Annotated in this window: 17 protein-coding genes; 10 read left to right on the forward strand and 7 right to left on the reverse strand. The window is 44.7% G+C overall.

Translation table 11 applies throughout. The annotated features are described in order from the left end of the window. Positions 1–49: 49 nt before the first annotated feature. From BWI97_RS20935 to BWI97_RS20950, 4 genes are all read right to left on the reverse strand, one after another. Positions 50–703, reverse strand: a complete 654-nt coding sequence (locus BWI97_RS20935; RefSeq protein WP_102202648.1) for a response regulator transcription factor — start codon at positions 701–703, stop codon at positions 50–52. A 536-nt stretch (positions 704–1,239) separates the two neighbouring features. Next, entirely contained in the window at positions 1,240–1,968 is a 729-nt protein-coding gene (locus BWI97_RS20940; RefSeq protein WP_094809623.1) for a LytTR family DNA-binding domain-containing protein, read from the reverse strand. Between the two features lie 1,507 nt (positions 1,969–3,475). Further along, positions 3,476–4,234, reverse strand: coding sequence for a DNA polymerase beta superfamily protein (locus tag BWI97_RS20945; protein WP_094809625.1), 759 nt, complete (start codon positions 4,232–4,234; stop codon positions 3,476–3,478). A gap of 232 nt (positions 4,235–4,466) precedes the next feature. Further along, entirely contained in the window at positions 4,467–6,029 is a 1,563-nt protein-coding gene (locus tag BWI97_RS20950) for a TROVE domain-containing protein (protein ID WP_102202649.1), read from the reverse strand. Positions 6,030–6,129: 100 nt separating this feature from the next. Here BWI97_RS20950 and BWI97_RS20955 point away from each other — a divergent pair, with 100 nt between their 5' ends. The 3 genes from BWI97_RS20955 to BWI97_RS20965 all read left to right on the forward strand — a co-directional run bounded on the left by BWI97_RS20955 (position 6,130) and on the right by BWI97_RS20965 (position 10,434). Then, on the forward strand, positions 6,130–7,197 hold the full coding sequence (locus tag BWI97_RS20955) for a YafY family protein (RefSeq protein ID WP_094809630.1): 1,068 nt from the start codon (positions 6,130–6,132) through the stop codon (positions 7,195–7,197). Between the two features lie 135 nt (positions 7,198–7,332). Beyond that, positions 7,333–8,034: an NUDIX domain-containing protein gene (locus BWI97_RS20960; RefSeq protein WP_094809632.1), complete on the forward strand. Its 702-nt coding sequence runs from the start codon at positions 7,333–7,335 to the stop codon at positions 8,032–8,034. A gap of 294 nt (positions 8,035–8,328) precedes the next feature. Then, complete coding sequence (locus tag BWI97_RS20965; protein WP_102202650.1) at positions 8,329–10,434, forward strand: alpha-glucuronidase family glycosyl hydrolase; 2,106 nt, start codon at positions 8,329–8,331, stop codon at positions 10,432–10,434. A 268-nt stretch (positions 10,435–10,702) separates the two neighbouring features. Here BWI97_RS20965 and BWI97_RS20970 read toward each other — a convergent pair whose 3' ends face one another. Then, positions 10,703–11,935, reverse strand: a complete 1,233-nt coding sequence (locus tag BWI97_RS20970; protein ID WP_102202651.1) for a PQQ-dependent sugar dehydrogenase — start codon at positions 11,933–11,935, stop codon at positions 10,703–10,705. A gap of 1,051 nt (positions 11,936–12,986) precedes the next feature. Between BWI97_RS20970 and BWI97_RS20975 the strand changes: the two genes are divergently transcribed. From BWI97_RS20975 to BWI97_RS20985, 3 genes are all read left to right on the forward strand, one after another. Further along, a complete protein-coding gene (locus BWI97_RS20975) occupies positions 12,987–13,940 on the forward strand; it encodes a ParA family protein (RefSeq protein ID WP_094809636.1) in 954 nt (317 codons plus the stop codon). A gap of 5 nt (positions 13,941–13,945) precedes the next feature. After that, positions 13,946–14,797 (forward strand): hypothetical protein, encoded by an 852-nt coding sequence (locus BWI97_RS20980; protein WP_102202652.1) that lies wholly within the window; start codon positions 13,946–13,948, stop codon positions 14,795–14,797. Between the two features lie 742 nt (positions 14,798–15,539). Beyond that, positions 15,540–16,532 carry a replication initiation protein gene (locus tag BWI97_RS20985; RefSeq protein ID WP_102202653.1) on the forward strand — a complete coding sequence of 331 codons (993 nt, stop codon included), beginning with the start codon at positions 15,540–15,542 and terminating at the stop codon, positions 16,530–16,532. Positions 16,533–16,691: 159 nt separating this feature from the next. Here the strand turns inward: BWI97_RS20985 and BWI97_RS20990 are convergent, their stop codons facing one another. Continuing rightward, entirely contained in the window at positions 16,692–17,792 is a 1,101-nt protein-coding gene (locus BWI97_RS20990) for a DNA alkylation repair protein (protein ID WP_102202654.1), read from the reverse strand. 342 nt (positions 17,793–18,134) lie between these two features. On the opposite strand from BWI97_RS20990, the gene BWI97_RS20995 reads away from it, so the two are divergent. The 3 genes from BWI97_RS20995 to BWI97_RS21005 all read left to right on the forward strand — a co-directional run bounded on the left by BWI97_RS20995 (position 18,135) and on the right by BWI97_RS21005 (position 23,068). Continuing rightward, complete coding sequence (locus tag BWI97_RS20995) at positions 18,135–20,567, forward strand: TonB-dependent receptor domain-containing protein (protein WP_102202655.1); 2,433 nt, start codon at positions 18,135–18,137, stop codon at positions 20,565–20,567. 546 nt (positions 20,568–21,113) lie between these two features. Continuing rightward, the gene (locus BWI97_RS21000; protein WP_199182050.1) at positions 21,114–21,830 is read left to right on the forward strand and encodes a DUF92 domain-containing protein; all 717 of its coding nucleotides are present in this window, start codon (positions 21,114–21,116) and stop codon (positions 21,828–21,830) included. Between the two features lie 320 nt (positions 21,831–22,150). Further along, positions 22,151–23,068 carry a DUF808 domain-containing protein gene (locus BWI97_RS21005; RefSeq protein ID WP_094809649.1) on the forward strand — a complete coding sequence of 306 codons (918 nt, stop codon included), beginning with the start codon at positions 22,151–22,153 and terminating at the stop codon, positions 23,066–23,068. Between the two features lie 567 nt (positions 23,069–23,635). On the opposite strand, the gene BWI97_RS21010 is transcribed toward BWI97_RS21005, so the two are convergent. After that, positions 23,636–24,418 (reverse strand): acyl-CoA desaturase, encoded by a 783-nt coding sequence (locus BWI97_RS21010; protein WP_102202657.1) that lies wholly within the window; start codon positions 24,416–24,418, stop codon positions 23,636–23,638. Between the two features lie 399 nt (positions 24,419–24,817). On the opposite strand from BWI97_RS21010, the gene BWI97_RS21020 reads away from it, so the two are divergent. Next, a complete protein-coding gene (locus BWI97_RS21020) occupies positions 24,818–25,246 on the forward strand; it encodes an OB-fold nucleic acid binding domain-containing protein (RefSeq protein ID WP_094809656.1) in 429 nt (142 codons plus the stop codon). The last annotated feature ends 5 nt before the right edge of the window (positions 25,247–25,251 follow it).

The raw sequence follows: 25,251 nt of genomic DNA on the forward strand, positions 1-25,251 counted from the left end.
CTACGCTGTTTATAGTAGCGTAGCTGCCCAAGCTTTGTAGAAAAAAGGACTATACAGCGACCGGAGGCGTCCCCTGAAGCACACGCATGGTTTCAATCAAAGAGACGATACTGTTCACTCCTAATTTATTGAAAACCCGGTTTTTAACCGTACTGATCGTAGAAATATGCAGGTTGAGCTGACGCCCGATATCAGCCGGACCATAGCCCTTAACCAGATAGTGTAAAACTTCTTTTTCCCGGTCCGAAAGGTTTTCTAAAGGATTATCGTGCATTTCCTCAGCCTGATGTAACAGCTTATCAATACTAACCTGCCGCATCTGAGGACTTAAATACTTCTCATTATTGAAAACCGTTTTTACTGCCAGTAGCACCTCTTCCTGGGCAGAATGTTTAGAGATATAACCTTTAGCACCAGCTTTCAGGCAAGGTAAAGCGTAGACTTTTTCGTCATAGGCAGAAAAAACGAGGATACGAGATTGTTGTTGTTTATAGAGAAAGGTTTCCAGCATTTTAATTGAGTTACCCCCCGGAACATTCAGATCCAGTATTAGCATATAGATGGGCACTGTGCTATAGTAATGCAGTGCCTGTTCATAGTCATTGCACAGGTAAACGTTTAGTTTAGGAAAGTTAGATTCTAACAAATACTTAATCCCTAAGCCTACAACGGGGTGGTCTTCACAAATGAGGACATTTTTCATAAAGGAATTGGACACGAAAAGTTAAGTGGTGATAAATATATCAAGATAGATACGTCTCCATTCTTGAAGACCAGGGTGTGGGGTAGTTTCGTACAATGCCTGCCGGACTGTGCAGATCTTGGCGTATATAGCTTTTTCATAAACAGTTTACCTTAATTTTTTAGGGTAAGTACTATTTAGAGAGCATAATCAGATCAATGCAATGTATGTAAATGATATCTTCCTCAATTCCGTAGGAAAATACCATTATAAGCGAGAATATATCGCCTTTTTATCAAATGACAACAAATTTGATAAAGAAAAAGTCTTTGGATGGTACGGAGCAGAAAACGGCTCAAGAGGCGTACTGGCGGCATGATAATTGATCGTTAACCTTGTTGAAAATTTGCTTGAGACTAGTGGCAGATAGACCTCTGATGAGCAATTCTACGTAACGAAGTTAACTAAGCAATTGTTAATAGTACTCTATAAATTATCAAAGTGGGCAAAATAGTGACTGAAAAGGACACTTAAAAAGGATTCTTCTATGAGTACTCCTAATCTTTAAGCCATTGTAAAAATTCGGATGCTCTCGCTTTACTAACGATGATGGGCTGAGGGCTGGATACCGTCAGGATAACTGTTAATTTCCGGGTAAAGCTACGTTCCACATGTTGTACTTTTTGTCGCGGAATGATATACTGCCGATTAGCACGAAAAAAATCACGCTCCGACAATAGGTCAAGAAGCTCATCTAGTGTCTCACGAATTTCATACTGCTGACAATCTGTATGAATGTGAGCGACATGATTTCTTGTGTATATAAAATTGATTGCAGAAGGCTCGATGGGAATCAGCCGATCACGGAAATGTACAAATATAGTCTTCGAGCGGCTCATGTCCTCAAGAAAGGACTGTTGAGAAAAGACACTTTTCAGCGTCTCCACCTTTTCCAGACTCTTCCCTAGCTTTTCTTCTTCTATGGGCTTTAACAGATAATCGATGCCATTGGTCTCAAAGGCCTCCAAAGCAAACTCATCGTAAGCGGTACAAAAGATAATAGGTGCTTTTATCAATAATTCTTTGAGTAGATGAAAAACCTTACCATCAGACAGGATAATATCAGCAAAAATGAGATCCGGAAGCTCATGCGTGGCAAACCACACGCGAGCTTCTTCAATAGACTCCAGAATAGCACAAACGTGAATATCACTCCGTAGATTCTCCAGGGATTGTTTCAGTTCATTCGCTGCTTTCCGTTCATCTTCTAAAATCAATACATTCATGGTGCTCAATCAGGACTAGTAAGATAACTAAAGTTGCCATTATTGCTTAATTATGTATCAGCGAATAGATGGTAACCGTAATTTTCTATACATTTTGATTCAATTATTCGAAAACAGACCCTCGAATTCTGATAAACCCAATTCAGAAATTTTTGATCAGATGATCGCATAATAGAAAGCGAAGTACTACTATATGTAAATTTTGATATTTTTCAAACTGACAAAACTACGATTTACTGAGCAATTATCGTACAAACTTATAGGTATGTACGAAATAGCTTTACTATAATAATAAACATTCAATGACACGAATGCAAAGTATTTTACGTGACACATAGTAGTAATTATTGTGTTTAATATCATATAGCAATTATTAAATATCATTAAATGAGTCTTAATAATTAATTACAAAACATAATTGTAGTATTAATACTACAAAATAAATCAATAATTACTACAACACAATTATACATTAAACTATTGGATGGATTCTAGGCATATTTTTGATCAAAGCTACAGGCATCGTGTTAGTCACTATATCGTACATTTCTTACGCATTGAGCCTTATTCAGGTATCTTGATCATTCGTTTAACCATTTACTTTAGAGCAATACTATTCTTGATTACAGTCATTAAGTGAATAGAAAAAAAGAGTTGCCTGTAAAACAACAGGCAACTCTTCAAAAGATTAATGAAAACATTATCTTATTTGAAAACTTTTATCAAAAAACATGATTAATACCTAGTCCAGTTAAATAATATTTATGTATTAAGTTGTTTAATTACTTGACTAATGATTAAATTTTAAATCACCTATTTTACTATGAATTAGATGATTTAATAAAGTAGCTACTGAAGCTTTTAAATAAATATTATTTACTAATACAATTATGAATAGTACCCCTGACTTATACTCGAATGAGGCTTAAATATTCTTTGATCTTAATTTTACTTTGAACTCGTTCATGTTTTGTACTATAGTTTTAAGCGTTTAAAATAAGTATAGATTAGCGTATGAATCCAATGCTACACAAATAATAAAGGGCAACAGGCAAACAGTGCTTTATTAACTGAACTACAAGGCAGGGCTCGAACCTGCGACCTTCCGGCCTGTCGGCTCGGATGTTCTAACCGAAGGATCACTGTTTTACGGCACCTTTAAGGGTAGAGAAGGGTAATAAGCTCGGGGCAAAAATCTGCTCTACCTACTGAGCTACCTGGCTGGCCAGAGCCGGATTCGAACCGGCGACACGAAGCAACGCCGCGATACGACACCTTCTTTTCTTTTTAACGGGTGGGTTGTAATGATTCAGGAGTAACCAGCGATTCGGGTGGGTGACCTTTCGGAGGATTCGAACCTACCTACTGACTTGGTCAATAGGTTCACCCTCACCAGACTCTATACGAAGTAACCCGTTTCTACGATATCCTTAGAACTAACGTTTGCTACCATTCAGTAAGACATCAAGCTTGGCAAAGCTTTATTTCAATACTAGGCGGTATCCCCTCAGGCATAAAACATGGATTTTACTTGAATACTATAATTCGTTAAGACTTTATCTAATTTTGCCTGAGTCGAACTACCTCCTGGCGTACTGCCCTCAAAACGATACAGACACGCTTTGATGACTTGTACGATCTTTTGTTTATCTGCTTCCCTTACTTCTTCTTTTTCCGTTTGCTGTCTTTTTATTTCCAGACTAGCCTTTGCAAGTTTGATCACCTCAGATTCAATACCAAACTGCTTGAAGAGATCGTCGATCCAAAGCTCTGGCACTACTTGCTGGCTAGCTAATTCCGCGGATAGCAGTCCCCGAATGCAGTAAAACGCTACTTTATACGTAAACTTCTGATCGCTTTCCAGCTTGTAAAAGTGACTCTTGGCCAACGAGAGGTAATGATAGTAGAGAGCTTTAAAATTGATATTTTCGGTAACTTCCCTACGGAATGTAGTCCAATCGGGTAGTTCATTCCAATACATCAGATCGGCTCGCACCCACTCAAAAACTGTAGGGTTACTTTTTTGTAATAATCCAAACATCTTATCCAGACCATACGAGACAAAATCCAGTTCTCCATCCATTACCTCCCATACATCCCGCTGTTTCTTAAAATCAAAATAGTTTGTTTTGGCCGGAAGGTGGAAACCTCGCACATCAAAGTCACTATCAGGGCTGGCAATTCCCCAAAGCCGGCTTCCACTTTCAATGTAAAAAAGCGGAATTTCGCTTTTGTCCATAAAAAGGCTAGCGATTCTATTTTTCATACAAAGTCATTTAGAAAAGTAACGAACGGAATAAGGAGCAACGGGCGAATCGGGAGCGGGGTATCGCTAAGAGGACTCGAACCTCCATCCTGACCGAAGTCATAATGCCCCCCCTACATGCTGCGAAGTATCCCGATGCTACGGCATCCTTTGGGCTGGGCTTCTAAAACTTAGCCCGTACCGTACTAAGCACAGTTACGTGTAAAAACCTTACCGTTACGCGTTATTAAAATCAATAATTCCTAATCATTTCCAGAATTGACTCACCCTTTTCAAGGGCTTCCAGTACCCCGAAGATTTTATCACTCCAGCCCGCAATCAGGTATACATCCTTCCGGAGGACTTGTAGGGGCGTTTTGCCGTAACCACTTAAGTCAAACAAATACAGACGGGCTGAAGGGTGAATCTCCTGTTTATACTTCCCCCACAGGTTACTTAGCTGATTGCTCCCTGAGCCGCTGTTCCAGAGCTGCAAATCCGTGAAAAACATGATTTTATCCATTTTCTCGCGGCGGTCTATCAGTTCTTTTAATACCAGATAGCCATTAGTAGCATAGCCTACCTCTCCTTCCCGTTTGTAGAATTCATGCACATTGGCGAGTATTCGATTTCTAGGAACCTGGATTCGCTTCCAGCTATCGCCGAACATTCCAACCTGTACATTCCTGCAACGGGATTGTAACAGCATAGCTAGCATCAAACCAATATCGTAAAGTAAGATACTCGACTGCGGTGAAACAGGCTTCTGCATCGAACCCGATACGTCGCAGGCTAGCAGTACGCGGGTATGCTCCTCAAAACCCTGAATCCGACGGGCACTTTGAACTACGGCCTTTTCCAATCCGTCCAAAACTTCTCCTACGTACCCTTGACCACTGAAGACTTTTTCAATCCAGTTTTCCTGCTTATGACGCTTCATTTCCGTTCCCTGTAACTCACGATAAGCGGCTAAATAGCGGAAGGGAAACTGCTTCGACCGGGCGACCTGTTCAGGCGAGGCTAAAGTATTGACGGCTTTTTTCAGATGTTCATACGAGACCCCGGCTTGGATCACATTTCGCAGGTTTCGCAACAAAGCCATATATGCCAGTTTGTTACTATCGATCAGTTCTTCCCACTTTTGTTGAAAAGCCGCTTCTTTATCCGTGGCTGATTTAAACTTTTGCTGCCCCAACGCTGACAATTCGGTTTCCCAGGTATAGGGTACAGGTAATGTGTTGGTTACTATTTGATTGAAAATTTCCTGTTGAGCTGGATTTTTAGCTTTGGGATGAACTAAAAACAAGGCATCCCGCAGTTTAATAGCCGTATTTCGATTGTATTTAGCAAATTGATACGCATCAAATTGATTGAACGCCGAAGCCAGCCCTTTTTGCAGTTGCTTCGATAACCGATTGAGTTTTTTCAAACCGGTCCGTTCGTTTAGAGCCTGATAGCAGGCCAGCAGCTCCGTGATTTCATCGGCACGGGCAATGACCCGCTCCGTCGTTCGGGCGACGAGGTCATCCCCGGAGTGAATGCGGGCCAATTCTGCCAGTAGTACCAGAGGAGCCGAACGCAGATACATCTGATGCCGGGCGTAAATGGCTAGTTTTGCTACAAAACCCGGATCATTCTGAGCAATCAGATTGCGTATCCGAATGAGTCGCTCATCATTGGGCTCGTAAAAGGTATCATTCAAAGACCAGGTTACTACGGTTGAATACAACTCCAGAGCTGGATTCATGCGGTAGGCTTTCGCTCCTTCATGGTTCAGGATCGGCTGACTTTGTTGAGGCGTTGTATTGAATTTCATAACTGTCTTTGTTTTCGTTGACGATACAAAGGTTCAAGGCTACTACGCAGTCTTTGTGCGTAGTAGAAAATAATTTCTAATTTTCTGAAAATTTTTTCTCATGCCGCTCAATCGCAACGCCCTCATTCGCTACCGAACCATTGATCAATGTCTGCAGAATCGATACCGCACGTGGACTCTGGAGGATTTGATGGAAGCCTGTTCACAAGCCCTGTACGAGTATCAGGGCCTTGAAAAGGGGGTAAGCCGTCGAACCGTTCAGTCCGATCTGGAGATGATGCGAAGTTCGAAACTGGGCTATGAAGCTCCCATTGTCGTAGTGGACCGTAAGTACTATATCTACGCCGATAAGCATTTCAGTATCACCAACATTCCTTTGAATGCTCAGGATATGCAACTTCTGGGGGAAGTGGCGGGTTTATTACAACAATTCAAAGGACTGAACCACTTTGCGGACTTGCGGGAAATGGTTAGTAAACTGCAGGACAAGATCTACACCCAGCAAACGAGTAGTTTACCCGTAGTGGATTTTGAAAAGAATGAGCATTTACTGGGATTGAATTACATCGAAACTATTCGGAAGGCCATTGTTTCAAAAACAACGCTTTGTATGACGTACCAATCCTTCCGGGCCCGGCAGTCGGCTACGTTCTGTTTTAGTCCGTATCTGTTAAAAGAGTACCGCAACCGCTGGTTTGTACTCGGGCAATCGCATCAGAAACGTAAGCCAATTCTTACATTAGCCTTAGACCGGATTCATGCTTTGCAGGAAGATTTGCATGAAGCCTATCGCCCCAACGAGATCCTGGATTTACAAACCTTTTATTCCGATGTAATCGGCGTAACCAAGACCCCTGGTCAGAAAAACTGTGAAGTAGTTTTCTGGGTAGCTGCCTCCAATGCCCCCTATGTGGTTACGAAACCCCTGCATGCGTCGCAGGAGTTGCTCTCCAAAGATTCTTCCGGTTCAGTATTTCGCATCCGGGTTATTGTTAACTTTGAACTGGAACGGGAGCTCCTTGGCTTTGGCGGGAAGGTAAAAGTGCTACGGCCCCGCATGCTAAGAGATCGCATGAAGAAGAACGTTCAGGCCGCCCTGGAACATTACCAGGAGGACTGTTCATCCCGGGTAATTGAGCAGCCTTCCAGCCAAAATGAACTGCTATAATTGGGGTGAATGTAGAACCAGAAACACGGCTTGAAAGTGTATCTTGAACTTGTAACAAAAAGTTAACATTTTCGCTTTATCTTCGGACAAATTACTTTCCCTTTTTAAGTGTGGTCCATTCCTGAGTGAGCGTACATGTTAGATCAATACCAACAACAGCATCCCTATTTACTGGCTTTAGATTCCATCATTTTCGGCTTTGACGGCGAAGGCCTAAAAGTATTACTCGTGAAGCGGGGTATCGAGGCCGAAACCTGGTCGTTGATGGGGGGATGGCTGCAACCGAACGAAAGCCTGGAGGACGCTGCATGCCGCATTGTTTTTGATCTGACAGGCCTTACCAATGTGTATCTGGAGCAACTGTATGCCTTTGGGAATCCTACTCGCGACCCTATTACGCGTACCGTATCCGTTGCTTACTTTTCGTTAATTAAAATCGATGAGTTTGAAGGAACCTTGTCCAGTACGTTCCAGGCTCGCTGGTTTTCCATTTATGAGTTACCTCCCCTGCTCTTCGACCACGGAGATATGGTAGATCTCGCCCTGAAGCGACTTCGCTACAAAGCTGCTCAACACCCCATCGGTTTTGAGCTCTTACCCGAAAAATTTACAATTCCCCAATTGCAAAAACTGTACGAAGCGATTTATAATACGGAATTTGACAAACGCAACTTCAGTCGTAAAATCCTGTCTACAAATCTGTTAACCAAATTAGACGAAAAACAGAAGGGATATTCCCGGCGAGGGGCTTACTTATATCAGGTCAATTCCAACAAATATCAGCTTACGCATAATGCGTTTCTAAACTTTATTCCCAGTCCGGAGCTAAGCCTTTAACGAATCTATTTTTAACTATTCGTATATTTTTTTTCAAAAAAGTACGAGTAGTTCGTTGTGCTTTTCAAAATAAGTGTCATTTTTACACGTAAAATTTACGCCCCGTTTTTATCCCCCTATTTACTATAGATACAGGTAAAAGAGTTTCAGGGTCGCTTTGCGGATGATGAACTGCCAAACCCGGTAAAACAGATATACGCCTGGTCACTGACGTTTATTCTGCGAAGCGATAATCCGGTTGCTCTTAAGCCTTCATTCGTTTGTATAACACACGTATAACTCTCTGTTCTTTTAATGAAGCGATTATTATTCCTGTACCTGCTGCTATTGGCTCCTTTGGCTAAAGGCGACGATGGGTACCAACTCTGGCTCAAATACGACCGGATTTCAAATGCTTCCCTGCGGACGTCTTACACCCGATCCATGCAGTTCATCGCAACGGAAGGTTCATCTCCCATCCTGAATACGGCAACGGACGAATTACGGCAAGGTTTGAAGGGACTATTAGGACAATCCATACCGTCCGTAAAGGCTTCTGGCAATCGGACTGGCGGAATACTGCTACGGATTACGCCGATGGGTGCGGATGTAAAGGATCTTACTGCTGAAGGCTACCGTATTGTCAAACGGCAGGGTAACCTTCAGATTGTCAGCCAAACAGATGCGGGTGTCTTGTACGGTGTCTTTGCCCTGCTGCGTCAGTTACAGGTGAATCGGCCCCTGGATTCACTAGTCGCTGTTAGCCGTCCGAAAGTAAAATTTCGGATGCTTAATCACTGGGATAATCCCAACGCAACCATTGAGCGGGGCTATGCGGGGGAATCGATGTGGAAATGGTATGAATTACCCGAAACCATCAGTCCTCGGTACCGAGATTACGCCCGGGCGAATGCTTCCATAGGCATTAATGGAACGGTGCTTAATAATGTCAATGCGAGTCCTCGCCTGCTGACGGGCGAATATCTGAAAAAGGTAGCCGCTCTGGCCGACGTATTCCGACCTTATGGTATCAAGGTCTATCTATCGGTGAACTTTGCAGCCCCCAAAATACTCGGCGGTTTAAAGACGTCGGATCCTCTGGATCCGCAGGTTCGCCAGTGGTGGGCTAACAAGGTGAAAGAAATTTACCAGACCATTCCAGATTTTGGTGGTTTTCTGGTGAAAGCCAATTCGGAAGGCGAGCCCGGTCCGCAGGATTATGGTCGTACGCACGCAGATGGAGCCAATATGCTGGATGAAGCCATGAAACCGTACCCGGGTGTAGTCATCTGGCGAGCTTTCGTGTACAAAGCCGACCCCAACGCCGATCGCTTCAAGGCTGCGTTCGAAGAGTTTGTACCGTTTGATGGCAAATTTGGCTCCAAGGTGATCGTACAGGTAAAAAACGGTCCGATTGATTTTCAGCCCCGCGAACCTTTTTCACCCATCTTTGGTCGGATGCCCCATACGCCCCTGGGCATGGAGTTTCAACTTACGCAAGAATACCTGGGTTTTGCTACCCATCTGGTATACGAAGCTCCCCTGTTTAAAGAGTGCTTGGACGCTGATACCTACGTTTCAGGGAAAGGATCGACGGTAGCCAAAGTAATTGATGGCAGCTTACACGGGTATGAACGAACGCTAATGGCGGGCGTAGCTAATACGGGCTCGGATCGCAACTGGACGGGTCATCCGCTGGCTCAGGCGAACTGGTATGCCTTTGGAAGACTGGCCTGGGACCATTCCCTGACTTCCGAGCAAATCGCTGACGAATGGATTAGGATGACGCTGACCCATGAACCCGTAGCCGTCCGCCGGATTCGTCATATGCTGCTCCGTTCGCGGGATATTTACGTCAATTACAACACGCCGATGGGCCTTTCCCGGCCCTGGACAGGAGTACACTTTGCTCCCGAACCCTGGCAAAACAAAAGTCCCCGTCCGGACTGGACCGCCGTTTATTACCACCGGGCAGATTCCCTAGGCCTGGGTTTTGACCGTACCGCTACGGGTAGTAATGCACTTTCCCAATATTACCCCGAGGTTCAAAAAGGCTGGGAGAATGCAGAAACCTGTCCTCTCCCCTACTTGCTCTGGTTTCATCATGTTCCCTGGGATAAACCCCTCTCCTCGGGTCGCAACCTCTGGGATGAACTTTGTACGCATTTCTATACGGGTGCGGATTCCGTACAATGGTTGCAGCGGGAATGGGCTCAGGTTAAACCAGCCGTTGACCCTGTCTTGCATGCCGACGTAGCAGGGCGACTTCGTACGCAATATGAGGAGGCCATCTGGTGGCGGGATGCCTGGGTACTTTATTTACAGGAATACGCCCGACGTCCTATTCCGACTCCGTTTCAAAAACCCAAACGTACCTTAGTAGACGTGAAGGAATCGGTAAACGTTTATTTATTACGGTAATAAATTCTTCGTTGAAACCCAGTTCAAAGAAGTATATAATTCGACGTTTTACACTCTTTTGAAAGCCCTGAGATTTCGATATGCGTCCGTTCCCTCGAACTAAAGCATTGTATCGAAATCTCAGGACTCATTTTTTATGATTTTACCCTAGAAAATAAGCCTTTCTCAGGCCATCAATGGCGATTTTTCGGTGGGAAGAGAACTGCAGGAAAGAATACGTAAAAAAGAACCCGAACCCACTTTGTCAGCGGATCCGGGTTACTAGGGTTTACTTTTTATAAATCCGGTAAAGTCTTCCCTGATCAGTGATCGCGTACAGGGCTCCATCTTTGCCCTGGGTTACGTCACGGAAGCGTTGCCCTTCTTTATCCAGCAGGCGTTCTTCACCTACTACTTTATTGTCTTCAATCACTAGTCTGACAATGTGCGTGCTACTCAATCCTCCGATGAACAGGTTGTTTTTCCATTCGGGAATACTGTCACTGTTGTAGAACGTCATACCGCTGGGAGATACCACCGGATCCCAGTAGTACACGGGCTGTTCCAGTCCTTCCTTCTGCTGAATGGCCGCTCCTACTTTTTTACCGCTGTATTCGATACCGTAGGTGATGGTAGGCCAGCCGTAGTTTTTGCCCGGTTCAATCCGGTTTACTTCATCGCCACCCCGGGGTCCGAATTCATCCTCCCACAGATCGCCCGTAACGGGGTGAAATGCCAAACCCTGTACATTTCGGTGACCGTAGGAATACAATTCTGGTTTGGCTCCAGCTTTCCCTTCGAAAGGATTTCCTGCCACGGCTTTTCCTTCTTTTGTAATCCGAATGATTTTACCGAGGCTTGAATTAAGCTGCTGAGCCTGCGGCCGGGTAATGGTATCCGAACGTTCGCCTGTACTGATGATCAGGTTTTCCTGTTTGTCGAATAAAATGCGGCCCCCATAGTGTAAGTCCCCTTTATACGCTGGTGTGGCCCGGTAAATGACGGTCGCACCTTCAATTTTCTTTTCGTCAGCGGAAAGCTTTCCTTTAGCTACTGCCGTTAGGTTTCCTTCGGGTAGTTTTTCCGAAAACACCCAGTATACCATCCGGTTTTGCTCAAAGGCAGGGTCTACCCGTACACCCAGTAAGCCACCCTGCCCATCCGAATTGACGGTTGGAATACCCGTAATGGGTGCACTCAATTCACCACTAAGTTTGGCAATTCGCATCGTACCTCCTTTTTCGGTGATCAGCAAACGGCCATCGGGCAAACTGGTAACTCCCCAGGGATTTTTAAGTCCTTCTGCAAGTACTTTGCCTTCGTAAGCGGTTTTTGATTTAACACCGGCGATTCGCGTCTGACCCGGGAAAGCTGGTTTGTAATCAGAGTTGGGAGCATTGGTTTCAACTGGAGCCAGGGTACTATCGGCCGTTGCGGTCTCCGCATTTTTACTATTGCTTTGCGAGCAGGCGGCTAGAGTCACCCCTGCACTAGCAATAAGAGCCAGAAAAGGTTTAGTCATTGGTTTATGTTGTTCTACGGGTGTAATGGAATTTGAAGGATGAGCTTCCGACACGTTCTGTCTACAAAAATGGTAGGAAGATCCTGAAATCTAACCTTCACGGGATGGATTGACTTGAAAATTTATCAAAGCGGATTCTGTACGTACCCTAACGATGAATCAGAAGCAAAACATTCTTATTAAAATTCTGTCTTCTAAAATGGATCTGATTTTGACAGGGTCATTACCAAACCTGTCTATTTATTACTCGAAAAGGGATGGGGTATATTGATAAACGACCCCCTCTCCAAACCTCATCTTTCCGTTTTCCCTGCTCATTTTCTGTTCAGAGTACTACAAAAGCAGTGCTTTTCACTCGTCTTCTCGTTAAGTCGCTGACTACTAGACATTGCCTGGGTGAACGCACATTTTTAAAAGTTTAGTCTAAAACTCACCTTTCGAAGATTTCATTTTTCGGAATACTTCCGGGCGTTTTTAAGTCGCTGTACTGGTCAGGTGTTGGGCTTATTAAGGGATAAGGTTTTCTGTTTTAGATGCAAAAGTCTTAGTCCAAAACTCACCTTTATGAGAGAATGGGGTTCTACCTGTGTCCGAAAAAGGCGACAAATCTTTAAAAATAAGATAAAATGTTGCTAGTCCAAACCTCACCTTTATCTTAGTCTAAACCTCACTTTTAAATACTTCACTTTAGTCCAAGCCTCACTTTATACCTAGTCCATCCCTCACTTTTATAAACCCTGAATTAGTCCATCACTCACCTTTACTTAGTCCAAACCTCACTTTTTAGCTCATAACTTTCTGTATAACAGATACTTATGAAGTCTAAAATCAATCAGAAATATTTGATAATAAGAATATATCAAAGACTGATCGTATCATTTAAAGTGGCTCATCTTCCCTTTTCTCACCATGCGACACAGAAAAAGAAGACCGACAACTAAAAAATTAGTTTTTAGCTAGCAATGCTTTTTTAAAATTCCGTCCAATTACAATGACACATGGAAATAAAAAGCTTAGTATTGTCTTTTAATTTTGACAAACCTCCTTACCCATGTTATCACACGACGAGGTCCTTCACTTTTTCAAGAAGAAAACGGCCCTATCCATGTCAGTCATTGAAAAAGAAGCTGGCCTTCCCGTTAGTACTTTACCCAAGGCATTAGCGGGTCAGCGTACGCTGAATCAAAAACACCTCAAAGCTCTGGAACCCGTTTTGCTACAATATGGCCTCGAAGAGTTTAGGGATCGGAAAGCTCGGGTGATCAGTATTGTCAATCACAAAGGCGGCGTTGGTAAAACGACCACTACCATTAATTTGGGGAGTGCTCTGGTACTGGCAGGTTATCGGGTACTGGTTATTGACATTGATTCCCAAGGTAACCTTTCTCAAAGTCTAGGACTTGATAATCCGGAAGTGCAGCTTTACGAAGCTCTCTTGCAGGGCAAATCCTTACCTATTGTTCCCATCGTTCCTAATTTTGATCTGGTTCCCAGTAGTCTGGAGCTAGCTAAATACGAACGTGAACTTACGCACTCTCCTAGCGGTGCTCTACGCCTGCGTACGGCCTTAAATGCTGTACTCCCACAATATGACTATATTCTCATTGATTGCCCGCCTGCGTTGAACGTATTTACGAATTCAGCCCTGATTGCCTCTAACGCTGCTCTGGTCACGCTGGAACCCGAAACGTCGGCCATCAAAGGAATCAACAACCTTTTTGAATTAATTAATGAAATTCGTCAGTTCTTCAACGAGTTTTTGAGTATTGAAGGTATTCTTTTCACCCGCGTAGACCGTCGTCTTGTCCTTCACAAGGAACTTATCCAAACCATTCGGCAGGATTTACAGGATTTTCGCGTATTTGATACTGAAATTCGTCTGAACGCAGCTTTGAAAGAATCTCAGTATGCACAGGTTGATATTTTCCGCTACGCTGCCGGCTCTCCCGGTGCTCAGGATTACAAACAGTTAGCCCAGGAACTTCTCACGCCCGTAACGAAATAATCCGTATGAAGAAAATTGTCAATCAATTCGGTACAAAGGATCTCATCAAAAAAGACAGTGGGTCGCTGGTTCAGCAGGAGTTAATCAAAAACCAGATCACAATCATTCCTGAACTGGAAACACTAATTCCGCCCCTGCTAGACGATGAATACAAGCAACTTGAAGCTAATATTTTACGGGAAGGTTGTCGAGAACCCTTACTGGTTTGGGAAACTCCCGCCAGTAGCGTTCGGAATACGGATGATACTCATTCTTTGTTTGTACTCGTGGATGGTCACAACCGCTATCGAATCTGTAGCAACCACGGTATTAATTTCCGGATTCTTCTCAAAGAATTCCCTGGGTTAGAGGAAGTTCGAGCCTACATGATCGACAATCAGCTCGGTCGCCGGAACCTGACACCTGAGCAAACCTCGTACTTACGCGGACAAAAATACCTGTCCCTCAAGAAAGACAGCGGTCGTCCCGTGGGAGAAACCGCTGGAAAACGCACGGAAGAAATTCTAGCGGAGCAGTTCAACGTCAGTCCCAAAACCATTCGAACGGATGCTGAATTTGCCAAAGGATTAGATAAAACTTCGACGGACCTGAAAAAGGAAATTCTTTCACGGAAGTCAAAGGTAAACAAGGGAGATATTGTCAAACTAGCTGATACGCCAGCGTCTGATCAGCCCATTGCTTCTATAGAAGAGCTACAGCAGGTACTCAGTAAGAAGAAAAAGCCCGTAAAGGCTTCGCAACCGCAGAATGAATTGGTTCGACTTAAGCACCTAGTCGAGCAATTAGAAACAGGTTCTAGTAAAGCAACCTATCAGGAAATCATCGATCTGGCTCAATCGCTGCTGGAAAAACTTTAAAATTGAAATGTGGTAAAATCTACCACATTTCAATTTTAGAATATTTGATTCATTGAAGAACGCTGATAAAGCATTCCACACAAGTCGTTTTATGGGCGAACCTAGTTACGTAATGTGGTAGATTTTACCACATTATTTTTTTGTCTATATCTGACTTAAAGTCCAGAGTCAGCACTTCGAAAAAGCCTTCGTCCAAACCTCACCTTTTGAGATTCTCACTAATGTGGTAAAATTTACCACATTAGTAGTCGAGTAGTAAAAACTAAGCTTTCTACTATTCCCAACATTCAGTCTGTTAATAAACTGACACTACTTGAGCCGTTCTATAGATAGGTGAGGTCCGTAGCTGGAAAGAACCTGCTTCTGTTTAATCAAAACAGTAAGGTTAGCGACCGTTTGAACTGCAAGGATGAAAGCATTCAGACCATGTCTCTTACTTATTCCTTCTTTTGCAATCAAGATTCCAGATTTGATTAGGATAAACATTTTGAAAACGATTCGAGTTAACTAGAACTTCCTATCGCTCGGAATGAAGCCTGTACTGCTCTACAGAAACAAATAAATGATTCCAGCATAGAACCCCTTATTAATGTGGTAAATTTTACCACATTAATCTAAGTCCTTGTCATACAAACCTCTACCTAAGTGTATGACGCGAAATAAATTCTTGCAATTAAAAGTGAGAAAAAAAGGAGAGGTCTCACTTTTAATCCGTACTTTTCCGTCTGAGAGGGAATAACCTATGGATAATTCGGTAAGTTTTCAGAAACGCCTTAATAACTTTCAGCCTAATTTCATTACGGAATCAAAGCAACAATTCTCGGAATTGGAGAAGCGGATTGTGGTTATGATTATCAATCAAATTCGTAATGTCAAAGATTACCAGGAAGGGCAGAACTTACGTTTTACCATCCCCATTACGGAATTAGCCAAGTCCAATAATTACCGAAAGCTGTATCAGGCGGCTAAATCACTAACGGATAAAAAGATTCTGTACGAAGACTTCTCCAATCCCAAAGCTCCCAGTTTTGCCTCGCTGGTCCCTTTTCCGTTGGTACGGACGGTTAATGAAGACGGTCGAAATTTGCTTGAGATTACCATGCTGGCAAACGTAGTGCCGCAATTCATTGAATTAGGTAGTCGATACACCAAATACAGTATTGACGTGATGCTTTCGCTGGAGTCGGTGTATTCCCAGCGAATTTATGAGTTGATGATGATGTACTACAACCGCGGACAACGCGTGTTTACGTATTCCGTAGACAAACTCAAATTCATGCTCAATTGCCCCGATAGCTACAATTTCAAGGAAATTCAACGCTGGGCACTGAAAGTAGCACAGGCCGAATTGTTCAACAAGGCCAATATCATCTTCGAATACGTTCCCAGTAAGAAAGACCGTAAGAAAATTCTCGAACTGGAATTCACCATCAAATCATTCATGGATGTAGCTACCGAGGCCGTTGAAGAGGAGATGGACAGTTTTTACCAGGCTTCGGAAACCAACAAGTACCTCGTAGCCCGCAACCTTCTCGAAACGCAATACACGTTTACCCAGCAGCAGATCGAAGAAATTCTTTCTTTCCCGGAAAAGCTTGAGAAGTTTGTCAAAGTCAATTCTGAGATTGAAAATGGAAAGATTGTGGTGAAGACTTCCAAGACTCAGTACATGGCTACCGTCCTCGGGTACAAAACGCAGAAAGGTGAGGTTCGGACTAAGTCCAAAAAGCATTGATGAAAGCGGATCTCAGGACGAAGAGGTATGTAAGTAATTTACTCAGGCACAGTTTTTTACAGAGAAATACTCGTGTACTACTTGAGGCTTAAGCCATCTTCGTAACTTTCATTCACTTTATGTAAATAGAATTTAACTCATCTGCCCGGTAAGCCTGTACTAAAGGAATAGTGTAAAAGGCAGTGTACATTTTTCTTTCCCATTGACGATGATCGAAAGCTGGTGCTCCCCGGCATAGTATATTCGCGTGGTGATAGGTCGGAACGCATGACGTCGTATTACGGTACTCGATTCGTTCGCAGGATACAAGCGTTCACTAATTTTAAATACTTTACGACTCAACTGTCCATTTGCTTTACGGAAATAAATGCCGTATTCCAATCGCACCGTATGAGGTCGTGTTTTTTGATTCGTCAATACGAATGAAAAGGTTAGTGATTCACCCATACGCACTTCTTTTGTTAAAAGTTGCACATCCGTTAAAGTCAAATCTTCACTTTGCAGTCCATAATAGGCTAATGCTTCCGGATAACCCCGTTTCAAAAGCGTACGACAGGCGTGTTTAATCAGTGCATCGGTCTGAGAACTATGGCCCGCCCACTGACGGGCTACTTGCATAACCACTTCCGGGTGATCTTTGGCGATGTCGTTGAGATGATTCGCTACACTGCGACGAACCGAATCAGAAGAATCGTTTTTCAGGTTTTCCAGGATCGGTAGCGTAGGCGAGGGGTCTTTTTTAAGGGCCGGAATACCAATCCCCCAGGGTAAACGCGGACGACTGCCCTCGCTAGCCAGTCGCCGAACCTGTGGCGAAGGATGCTGCGACCAGCGAAACATTTGCTGAATCATGGCTTCTGGGTACGTCAAAAGGAAAGGACGCACGGCAAATTCAGCACTGATTAGCTGCGTTGTTCGTTCAAACAAGGCTACAGAGGTAGGAAAGTCGGAAAGCCCGTAAGTAGCAATATACTCGGGAAGAAAGATATACACCAGACTATCCCAGCTAGTTTGCTGCTTCAGTAATTTTTCTACGATGGTTAGTAGATAAGGAGCCGCTGTTTCGAAGTTTTCGGGTAAGAATTCATGCAATACGTGGCTCGTATGCTGCATCCGCTCTTTCCAGGCCATAGCGGCGAACGCAGGAGTGAAAATGCGTTGTAAGAAGAGCTCTTTCGTAAAGTCAGGCAATGTTTCCTGCAGAAGCTCCGTAAAGTGATCAAAGAACTCAGGCGAGTAAATATCTTTTACTAAACTCATCAGTAAATCGTGGATAGGTTTGTTGACTAGGGGAGTTGCCTTGTACGTATTAACAAAAGGCAAGTGGTCGTACATAGGAGTATAGGACACGTTGGAAAACTAACGATTAATCCCCAGATATGACGTATGGCGACCAACGTGTATGCGTAAAATTGGAGAGAAGTTACCTTACCTATTCAAATACTTGTTTTTTCTTGCCGCAATAAAGCTTCAAAAAAGAGCTAAACTTTTTTTAGTAGCCTGCAACATTTTCATTTTTTCCGGCTCTTTAGCCTGAAATCAACCAATCATTTCCAAAGATCCAGGCCAATCCTGGTACGATCACCTTCACACCCTCCTCCTATGAAATACGTTTTAACCATAGCCACACTGGCTCTATGGCTGGGGCAAGCTTTGTCCCAATCCAGCCACAGCCACCCCGGTACGTTGAGCGGTACGCTCCTGGATTCCACGACGCGGCAAGCCATTCCCTTTGCGAACATCGCTCTGTATGAGCAATCCCGCTTGATCAGCGGTACCACTACGGATGGAGTGGGGACTTTCAAGATTACCAATGTCCCCTTGGGTACGTATACGCTCACAGTGACATCCGTCGGCTATCGTAAACACAGTCAGTCGATTCGCCTAACCGCCCAGCACCCGCATTTAACAGGTGCTAGTTTAAACTTAATTCCGGAAAATCGAACGCTCAATGAGGTAACCGTATCGGCTCAGAAAGCCTTAATTGAGGATAAAGGAGATCGATTGGTCTATAATGCCGAAAAAGACATTTCCAACGCTGGGGGCTCCGCAGCTGACGTACTGCGTAAAGTACCTTCGCTCAGTGTGGATCTGGACGGTACCGTGCAAATGCGGGGTAACAGCAACATTCGTGTACTAATCAACGGTAAACCTTCGGCTATGATGGCCCGTAACCTGGCCGATGCCCTCCGCCAGATGCCCGCTGATAACATTCGTTCCGTAGAGGTGATTACCAGTCCCGGTGCCAAATACGACGCAGAAGGAGCGGCCGGAGTAATCAACATCATTACCAAAAAAGCTCTGCAGGGATTCAATGGTTCGGTCATGGCTTCCGTGGGAACGCTAAACCGCAGCGTCAATGGAAAATTGTCCCTTAAGACACCCAAAATCGGTTTTTCGTTGTCAGCCAATGGATACCAGTTCCGTAATATCCGGGAAGCCGAGCTAGTACGTACCACTTTAGCCGATGGAAATCCGTTAAATATCCTTCGACAAAGCAGCCGAGCCGACAACACGGGTACGGGAGGAAACGGCGAATTAAGTTTGGATTACGACCCGGATTCGACTAATCATATCAATTTTTCGGCCAATGGCTGGGGCGGTTATTATCCCAACAACAGTCAGGTCATTAATCAGCTTAGCGATGGGGCCAGTCGACCCTTGCAGGCCTTTCGCAACGATATTCGGATGCGGAATCCGTACGGGAACAGTCAGTTCGACCTTGGTTATACCAAAACCTTTCGCAAGCCAAATCAGGAATTCTCCCTGCTAACGCAATTTAGCCGTATGCCCGACAATTATTTCTACGATACGGACCGCTATTCGCTGGAAGAGCAACTGCTATCACGGGAACGGAGTACCAACTATAGCCGTAACAAAGAATACACGTTACAGGCCGATTATACGCAACCGTTTCAGGTACATACCCGGCGGGATACGTTTGATTTGAAACTGGAAGTCGGGGTAAGAGCCATTCAACGAAATATTGGTAGTGAATTTCGCGTTGAGCAGTCGGCAGATGAACAGTCGCCCTGGGAAGTGGATCTGAGTCAATCCAATGATTTTACCTATCTGCAACGCGTCTACGCGGGTTATTTGGCAGTGCGGGCAGAAACCAAGTCCAAGCTAAGTTTTAACCTGGGTACACGACTAGAGCATACTGCCATCTTAGGTGATTTTTTAAGTACAAAGACGAGCATAGCCAATGCGTATACAAATCTGATTCCAAGCTTTACCGTTTCAAAAACCTTCCGTACGCACACGTTTAAGGCCAGTTATACGCAACGCATTCAACGTCCGCAGCTTTGGAATCTGAATCCCTGGGTTAATTCCAGTGACCCGAGAAACCTGCAAACAGGTAATCCGTATTTGCAACCCGAACTCAACCACGGCGTTGAATTAGGACACAGCAAAACAAACTCATCAGGTTTATCGATCAATTCAGCCCTGTACGGACGGCTGACGAACAATGCCATCGAGTATATACGAAGGGTAGATAAGGCGGGCATTTCAGTGAGTAAACCCGAAAATATTGCCCAGCGAAAGTCCTTGGGATTAAACGTAAACTTGTCGGGACAAGTCAATAAGAGTTGGACGTTAAACGGAGGAACAGACCTGCGATACGTCGATTTGTACAGCCCCAGTCTTCAACAGGGTAATTCCGGCACGGTAGTGAATATCAATGTTAATAGTACGTATAAATTACCTAAGAATTATACCTTTCAGGCCAACGGTAATTTTAATTCGGGCTGGATCAATATTCAGGGAACCGGTTCGAGCTTTTTTTGGTACGGCTTCGCTCTCAAACGGGAATTCTGGGAGAAAAAAGCCAGCTTAACGCTGGGAGTAAATAATCCTTTCAATCAGGGAATGCGGCAAACGTATCGGCAGATTTCACCCACGTTTGTATCAACGTCACAATCCTTTTTTGTGAACCGTTCGGCCCGACTAGCCTTTGAATGGCGGTTTGGTCAGATGACTGCCGTAGGCAAACAAGGTCGTAAAATTCGTAATGACGATGCCGGAGGGCGTTGATTAACGATCAAACTCTTCTAGGAAAGGCTCTTGATTTACGTGTGAACAATATAAAAATTTTACAAAGCATTTCCAGAGTACGTACAGCCATACATACTCTGGAAATTTAACTATTTATTCATAGTTTAAGTACTTATATATGCCGTTAGGTTGTAAGTATATTTTTAAGGTGTATTGGAAGCTATTCTTCTCAGAACTCTTACGTAACTGCCTGTAATGCACAAGTCAGCCTGGTGAAGTAAAGGGTAGGAGAGTTGATTTTGTTAATGATGAAATCCAGTAAGCTTAGGCAATCCATTAATAGTCAATAGCTTCTTTTTATTTATCTGCTGTACGAATGAAATGGCTTCGATCAAGCAGGCCTGTTTTGTTAAGTACCATCCATTTTAATAGGGAGCTTACAGTTGAAGGTGGTAACTGATTTTCCAGAAGAAATCAGGGGCCATTTGATTTTTCGAAGCAAGGATGCCAATTTGCAGCTCAGCTCCAGGGGTGGTCTACCATTCCAGAAGCTGAGATCCTGTATGAACTAATCATCCTTCAAGCGTGAGTATACAAGCCTGGACCGTAGCCGGTTTTTTAGTTGTGGGTATGTGGCTGAGCGTCAAAGCCGGCAAATTAACGATTCTTGGGGCTTTGACCGGGGGCATACTGGGCTGGGCCATTTATTCGGGAGCCGGTTTGATGGGGCTGAGTATGCTGGGAGCTTTTTTCGTACTGGGATCGCTGGTAAGCTCATTCCGGTTTTCTGATAAAGCCGCCCTGGGATTGGCGGAAGCAAATAAGGGGCGACGGAAAGCCAGTCAGGCCCTGGCCAACGGTGGAGTAGCTGGTCTCATGGGCCTGTTGAGTTGGGCCTATCCCGCCCGGACGGAACTCTTTCAACTCATGCTGGCCGCCAGTTTTGCCTCGGCTACGGCGGATACCTTTGCTTCTGAACTCGGTAATATATATGGTCGAAGCTATTACAATATTCTTACCTTAAAACCCGATACCCGGGGACTGGACGGCGTCATAAGCCTGGAAGGCACACTGGCAGGCATCGGAGGGAGTTCCATCATAACGGCTCTGTACATCATAGGACAGGGCTGGAGCCCGCTGGCGGTAGTCGTCTGGGGAGCGGGTATACTGGGCAATCTGGCGGATTCGGTGCTGGGAGCCGCCTGGGAGCGAAAAGCCTATCTCTCCAACGATGCTGTAAATTTTTTAAATACGCTCATTGCTGCCTTGATTGCCGGAGCCCTATATCTGCTTCTGGTTTAGCGTAGGCTCTATTCCAGCGTCTTTACGGAGCTAAGTACCGTCACTTACCACTGGACCATAAATTCCCCCGGATCTTCACGAAAAGTAGCCGTATGGCCCATAAGGCAAGATAAGTATACGACTTACCCTGTATCTTCGCCCCGAATCTTTCGGTAATTCAGCAGACAAGCTGCGGCTCATTTTGTGGAAAGAGGGGCGTTTTTGAAACAGGCTCATTCTTTTAAGCGGAAGCAGTAAAACCATCAAAAGAGTACAGAGACGCGAGTCAACAAGATCTCCTGAACGAAGCCGGAAAATTCATCACCCTTAAACCATCACTAATGGCAACTGGATTGCTAGCCCTTTTAGATGACGTTGCCGCCCTGGTGAAAGCCAGTGCCGCCAGCTTAGACGACGTTCCTACTCAAGTCGCTAAAAGTACGGGGAAAGTTTCGGGTGTCGTCATTGACGATACCGCCGTGACCCCCAAATACGTGGTAGGACTAGATCCCTCCCGTGAAGTGTCGATCATTTATCAGATCGCCAAAAAATCATTAATTAATAAGGTGCTCATCCTTACGCCGGTGGCCCTGTTGCTGGGTTTCTTTGCTCCCTGGATCATTACGCCCATTCTGATGTTGGGCGGAGCGTATCTGTGTTTTGAGGGCTACGAGAAGGTGCATAGTATGTTTAGCTCGCATGGCAATGCACACGGGGATTCGGAGGATGAACTCAACGTCATTACGCCCGAAGAGCTGGAGAAAACCCGAATCAAGGGGGCCGTACAAACCGACTTTATCCTGTCATCAGAAATCGTTGCTATTACGTATGGAACCGTATCCGATCAGCCCCTGGTGACGCAGATTGCGGTTATGTTTTCCGTAGCAATTTTCATTACCGTAGCCGTATACGGATTCGTAGCCTTACTGGTTAAAGCGGATGACCTGGGCGTATACCTGGCTCGCGAAAACCGACCTCCTGCGATTCGTAAGATAGGCGTGGGGCTGGTTCGCTTTATGCCCCGTTTTCTAACCGTTCTGGGATACGTTGGTACTGCGGCCATGTTGTGGGTGGGTGCGGAAATCATTTCGCACGGTATCCCCGTATTGCATCATGGTCTGGAGGCTATTGAGCACGCACTGGCTGACGTACCGGCATTAGCCTGGGTGGCGAAAGTGGTGGCTAGTGCCCTGGGTGGTTTGGTTATCGGAGCGATTATTGAAAAAATCGTAACGCTGGTTCGTAAGATTCGTAAGTAAGGATTCTAAGACTTCCTTATACAGCCCGAAAGTGATGAACTTTCGGGCTGCCTGGTTGCTAGAAGAATGAGTTTCGTCCTGCAATAGGGCTGGTAGGCGGGCGGGATTTTGAGCTTCTGACCACAGCTGACAGTTACTGATTTGAGGAAGTTGCTGCCTGGAATCCATACGGACTGGAGGAACAACCGTTGTATCGGGACGAAATTAGATTAGTTAATTCGGCCATTAAAAAAGCATCAGGTACGTCATCTGGAGCACCTTTCGTATAGCCAACGACGCAGAGCATAGTTTTCAATGATGCTTTAAAGCGTATACTAGTGTACGTTATGAATACTGAATCTGTGACGATTTACGTATGTAATCGAAAGCAAATACGCGTCTTCAGGGTAAGTATACAGCAATAACGAATAGACGCTGAAATTAACTCAATTAGGTATTGATGGGTTACTAAACTAAACTTTGAAAGCGTAAGGCAAACGGGATGTACACCAGAGTTTCATAAGTATCGCAAACCACAGGGGCAGGAATGATCAATCATTCCTGCCCCTGTGGCGTAATAAACATTCCTTACGAAGCTTTCGCCAGCTGTTTCTTCTTCATGAATTTCTGCGTGCGTCCTTTTTCCTGGGGTAACTGGATGATGCCCACAGCATTAAGGAGTTTCATAATCTGATAAGAAGGATCAATTTCAAACCACTTGTAGGCGAAATTAGGACGATTCCCGTAGGTGTGGTGATTATTATGGAATCCTTCACCCATCATCAGAAAATCAACGGGCATGAGGTTGCGAGACGTATCGTTGACCTTGAACGTGGTATAACCAATTTTATGGGCAAACCAGTTGATAATCGCTCCGTGAATGGGCGACATGAGGAAATGGACCGGCAACAGTAAAAACCAGCCCCAACTCGGAGCAAAATAGATGTAAAAGAGCGTATACAGCGTTCCCCAGGCCAGACGGGTGTAACGATGCGAAGCGAAGTCATCAAACGATCTCCAGTCGGGCACACCCGCCGTGAATTTAGGGTCTACTTCCATGCTACGCGTACGGATAGCCGAATAGAACCGATATGTTTTCAGCATCATATCAAAAATGCCCGTACTGAAGCTTGGTGAATGCGGGTCGTTTTCCGTATCGGCATAGGCATGGTGCATGCGGTGCATAACGCCGTAGGCATAAGCACTTAGGTAGTTCGATCCCTGGAAGATAAAGGTTCCCATAAAAAATACCCGTTCCCAGGTTTTTGACATTTTAAAGGCCTGATGAGAGGCATATCGGTGCAGAAAAACGGTTTGGAAGAACAAGGCTCCGTACCAGTGCACGGCAAAGAAAATCAGTAGAGCAGCCATAACTTTTTTGAACAAAGATTCCAGCCCCTGCTACGAAAACCAGTACCCCCCCGACGAATGGTTGAATAAAGCGACCGAGTGGCCGAATATCTTTGCTCATTCACCGAACGAAGGAACGGGCCGAATGAAAACCAGGTAGTGTTTGAAAGGGGTTGGACGTAGTAATTCGCAGCTTTTTCTTCGTTGTATACCGGTGTTTTGAATGAAATATCGCCAGTGATTTACCCGCCGGGTGCAATGGCCTGAATTCTATTGAACGATAGAACCGCATGACCTAGCCTGACGAGTACGAAAACTTGTCTTCTGCTGCTAGTATCCGATAACTTAACAAATGCTTTATCCAGGTCCATAGGTTCTTCAGCAGAGCGTGAGTAATTAGCGGCGGTATTCTCTACCTTCATGAAAAAGATTATCTGTACGTTAGCAGTAGTGATCGGAGCCTGTCAGAAACCGGGCGGTGATGATGATACGATTAATCCTACGAAGCTCTATACTCCCTCCGAGCTGAACGCCAAAAGTAATGGGGCGTGTGACCAGGCTAAAGCCTGGGAAGGTCAGATGGTTCAGGTCCGTGGGCGGATTGACCAGCCTGTTCTTACGGAAACTCAGAACGGTGGCAAATTCTGGCTCCGCGACGAAAAAGGGTTCATTGAAGTATATGTGGAAGGAGCTTCCGCAGAAGATCTTCAAAGCCTGCATCACCGCGTAGTCAAGGGACGAGCCGTGACTGTGACCGGAAAAGCCGTCGCGGGTGAGAGGCAAACTCAATTCAAGTGCAAAAAGAGTTTGCACGTCGAAATCAGTAAAGCTGATGCTGTTGTTTTTTAGGTGTG

Origin of the sequence: Siphonobacter sp. BAB-5405 (assembly GCF_002872335.1) — a bacterium.
Taxonomy (GTDB): Bacteria; Bacteroidota; Bacteroidia; order Cytophagales; family Spirosomataceae; genus Siphonobacter.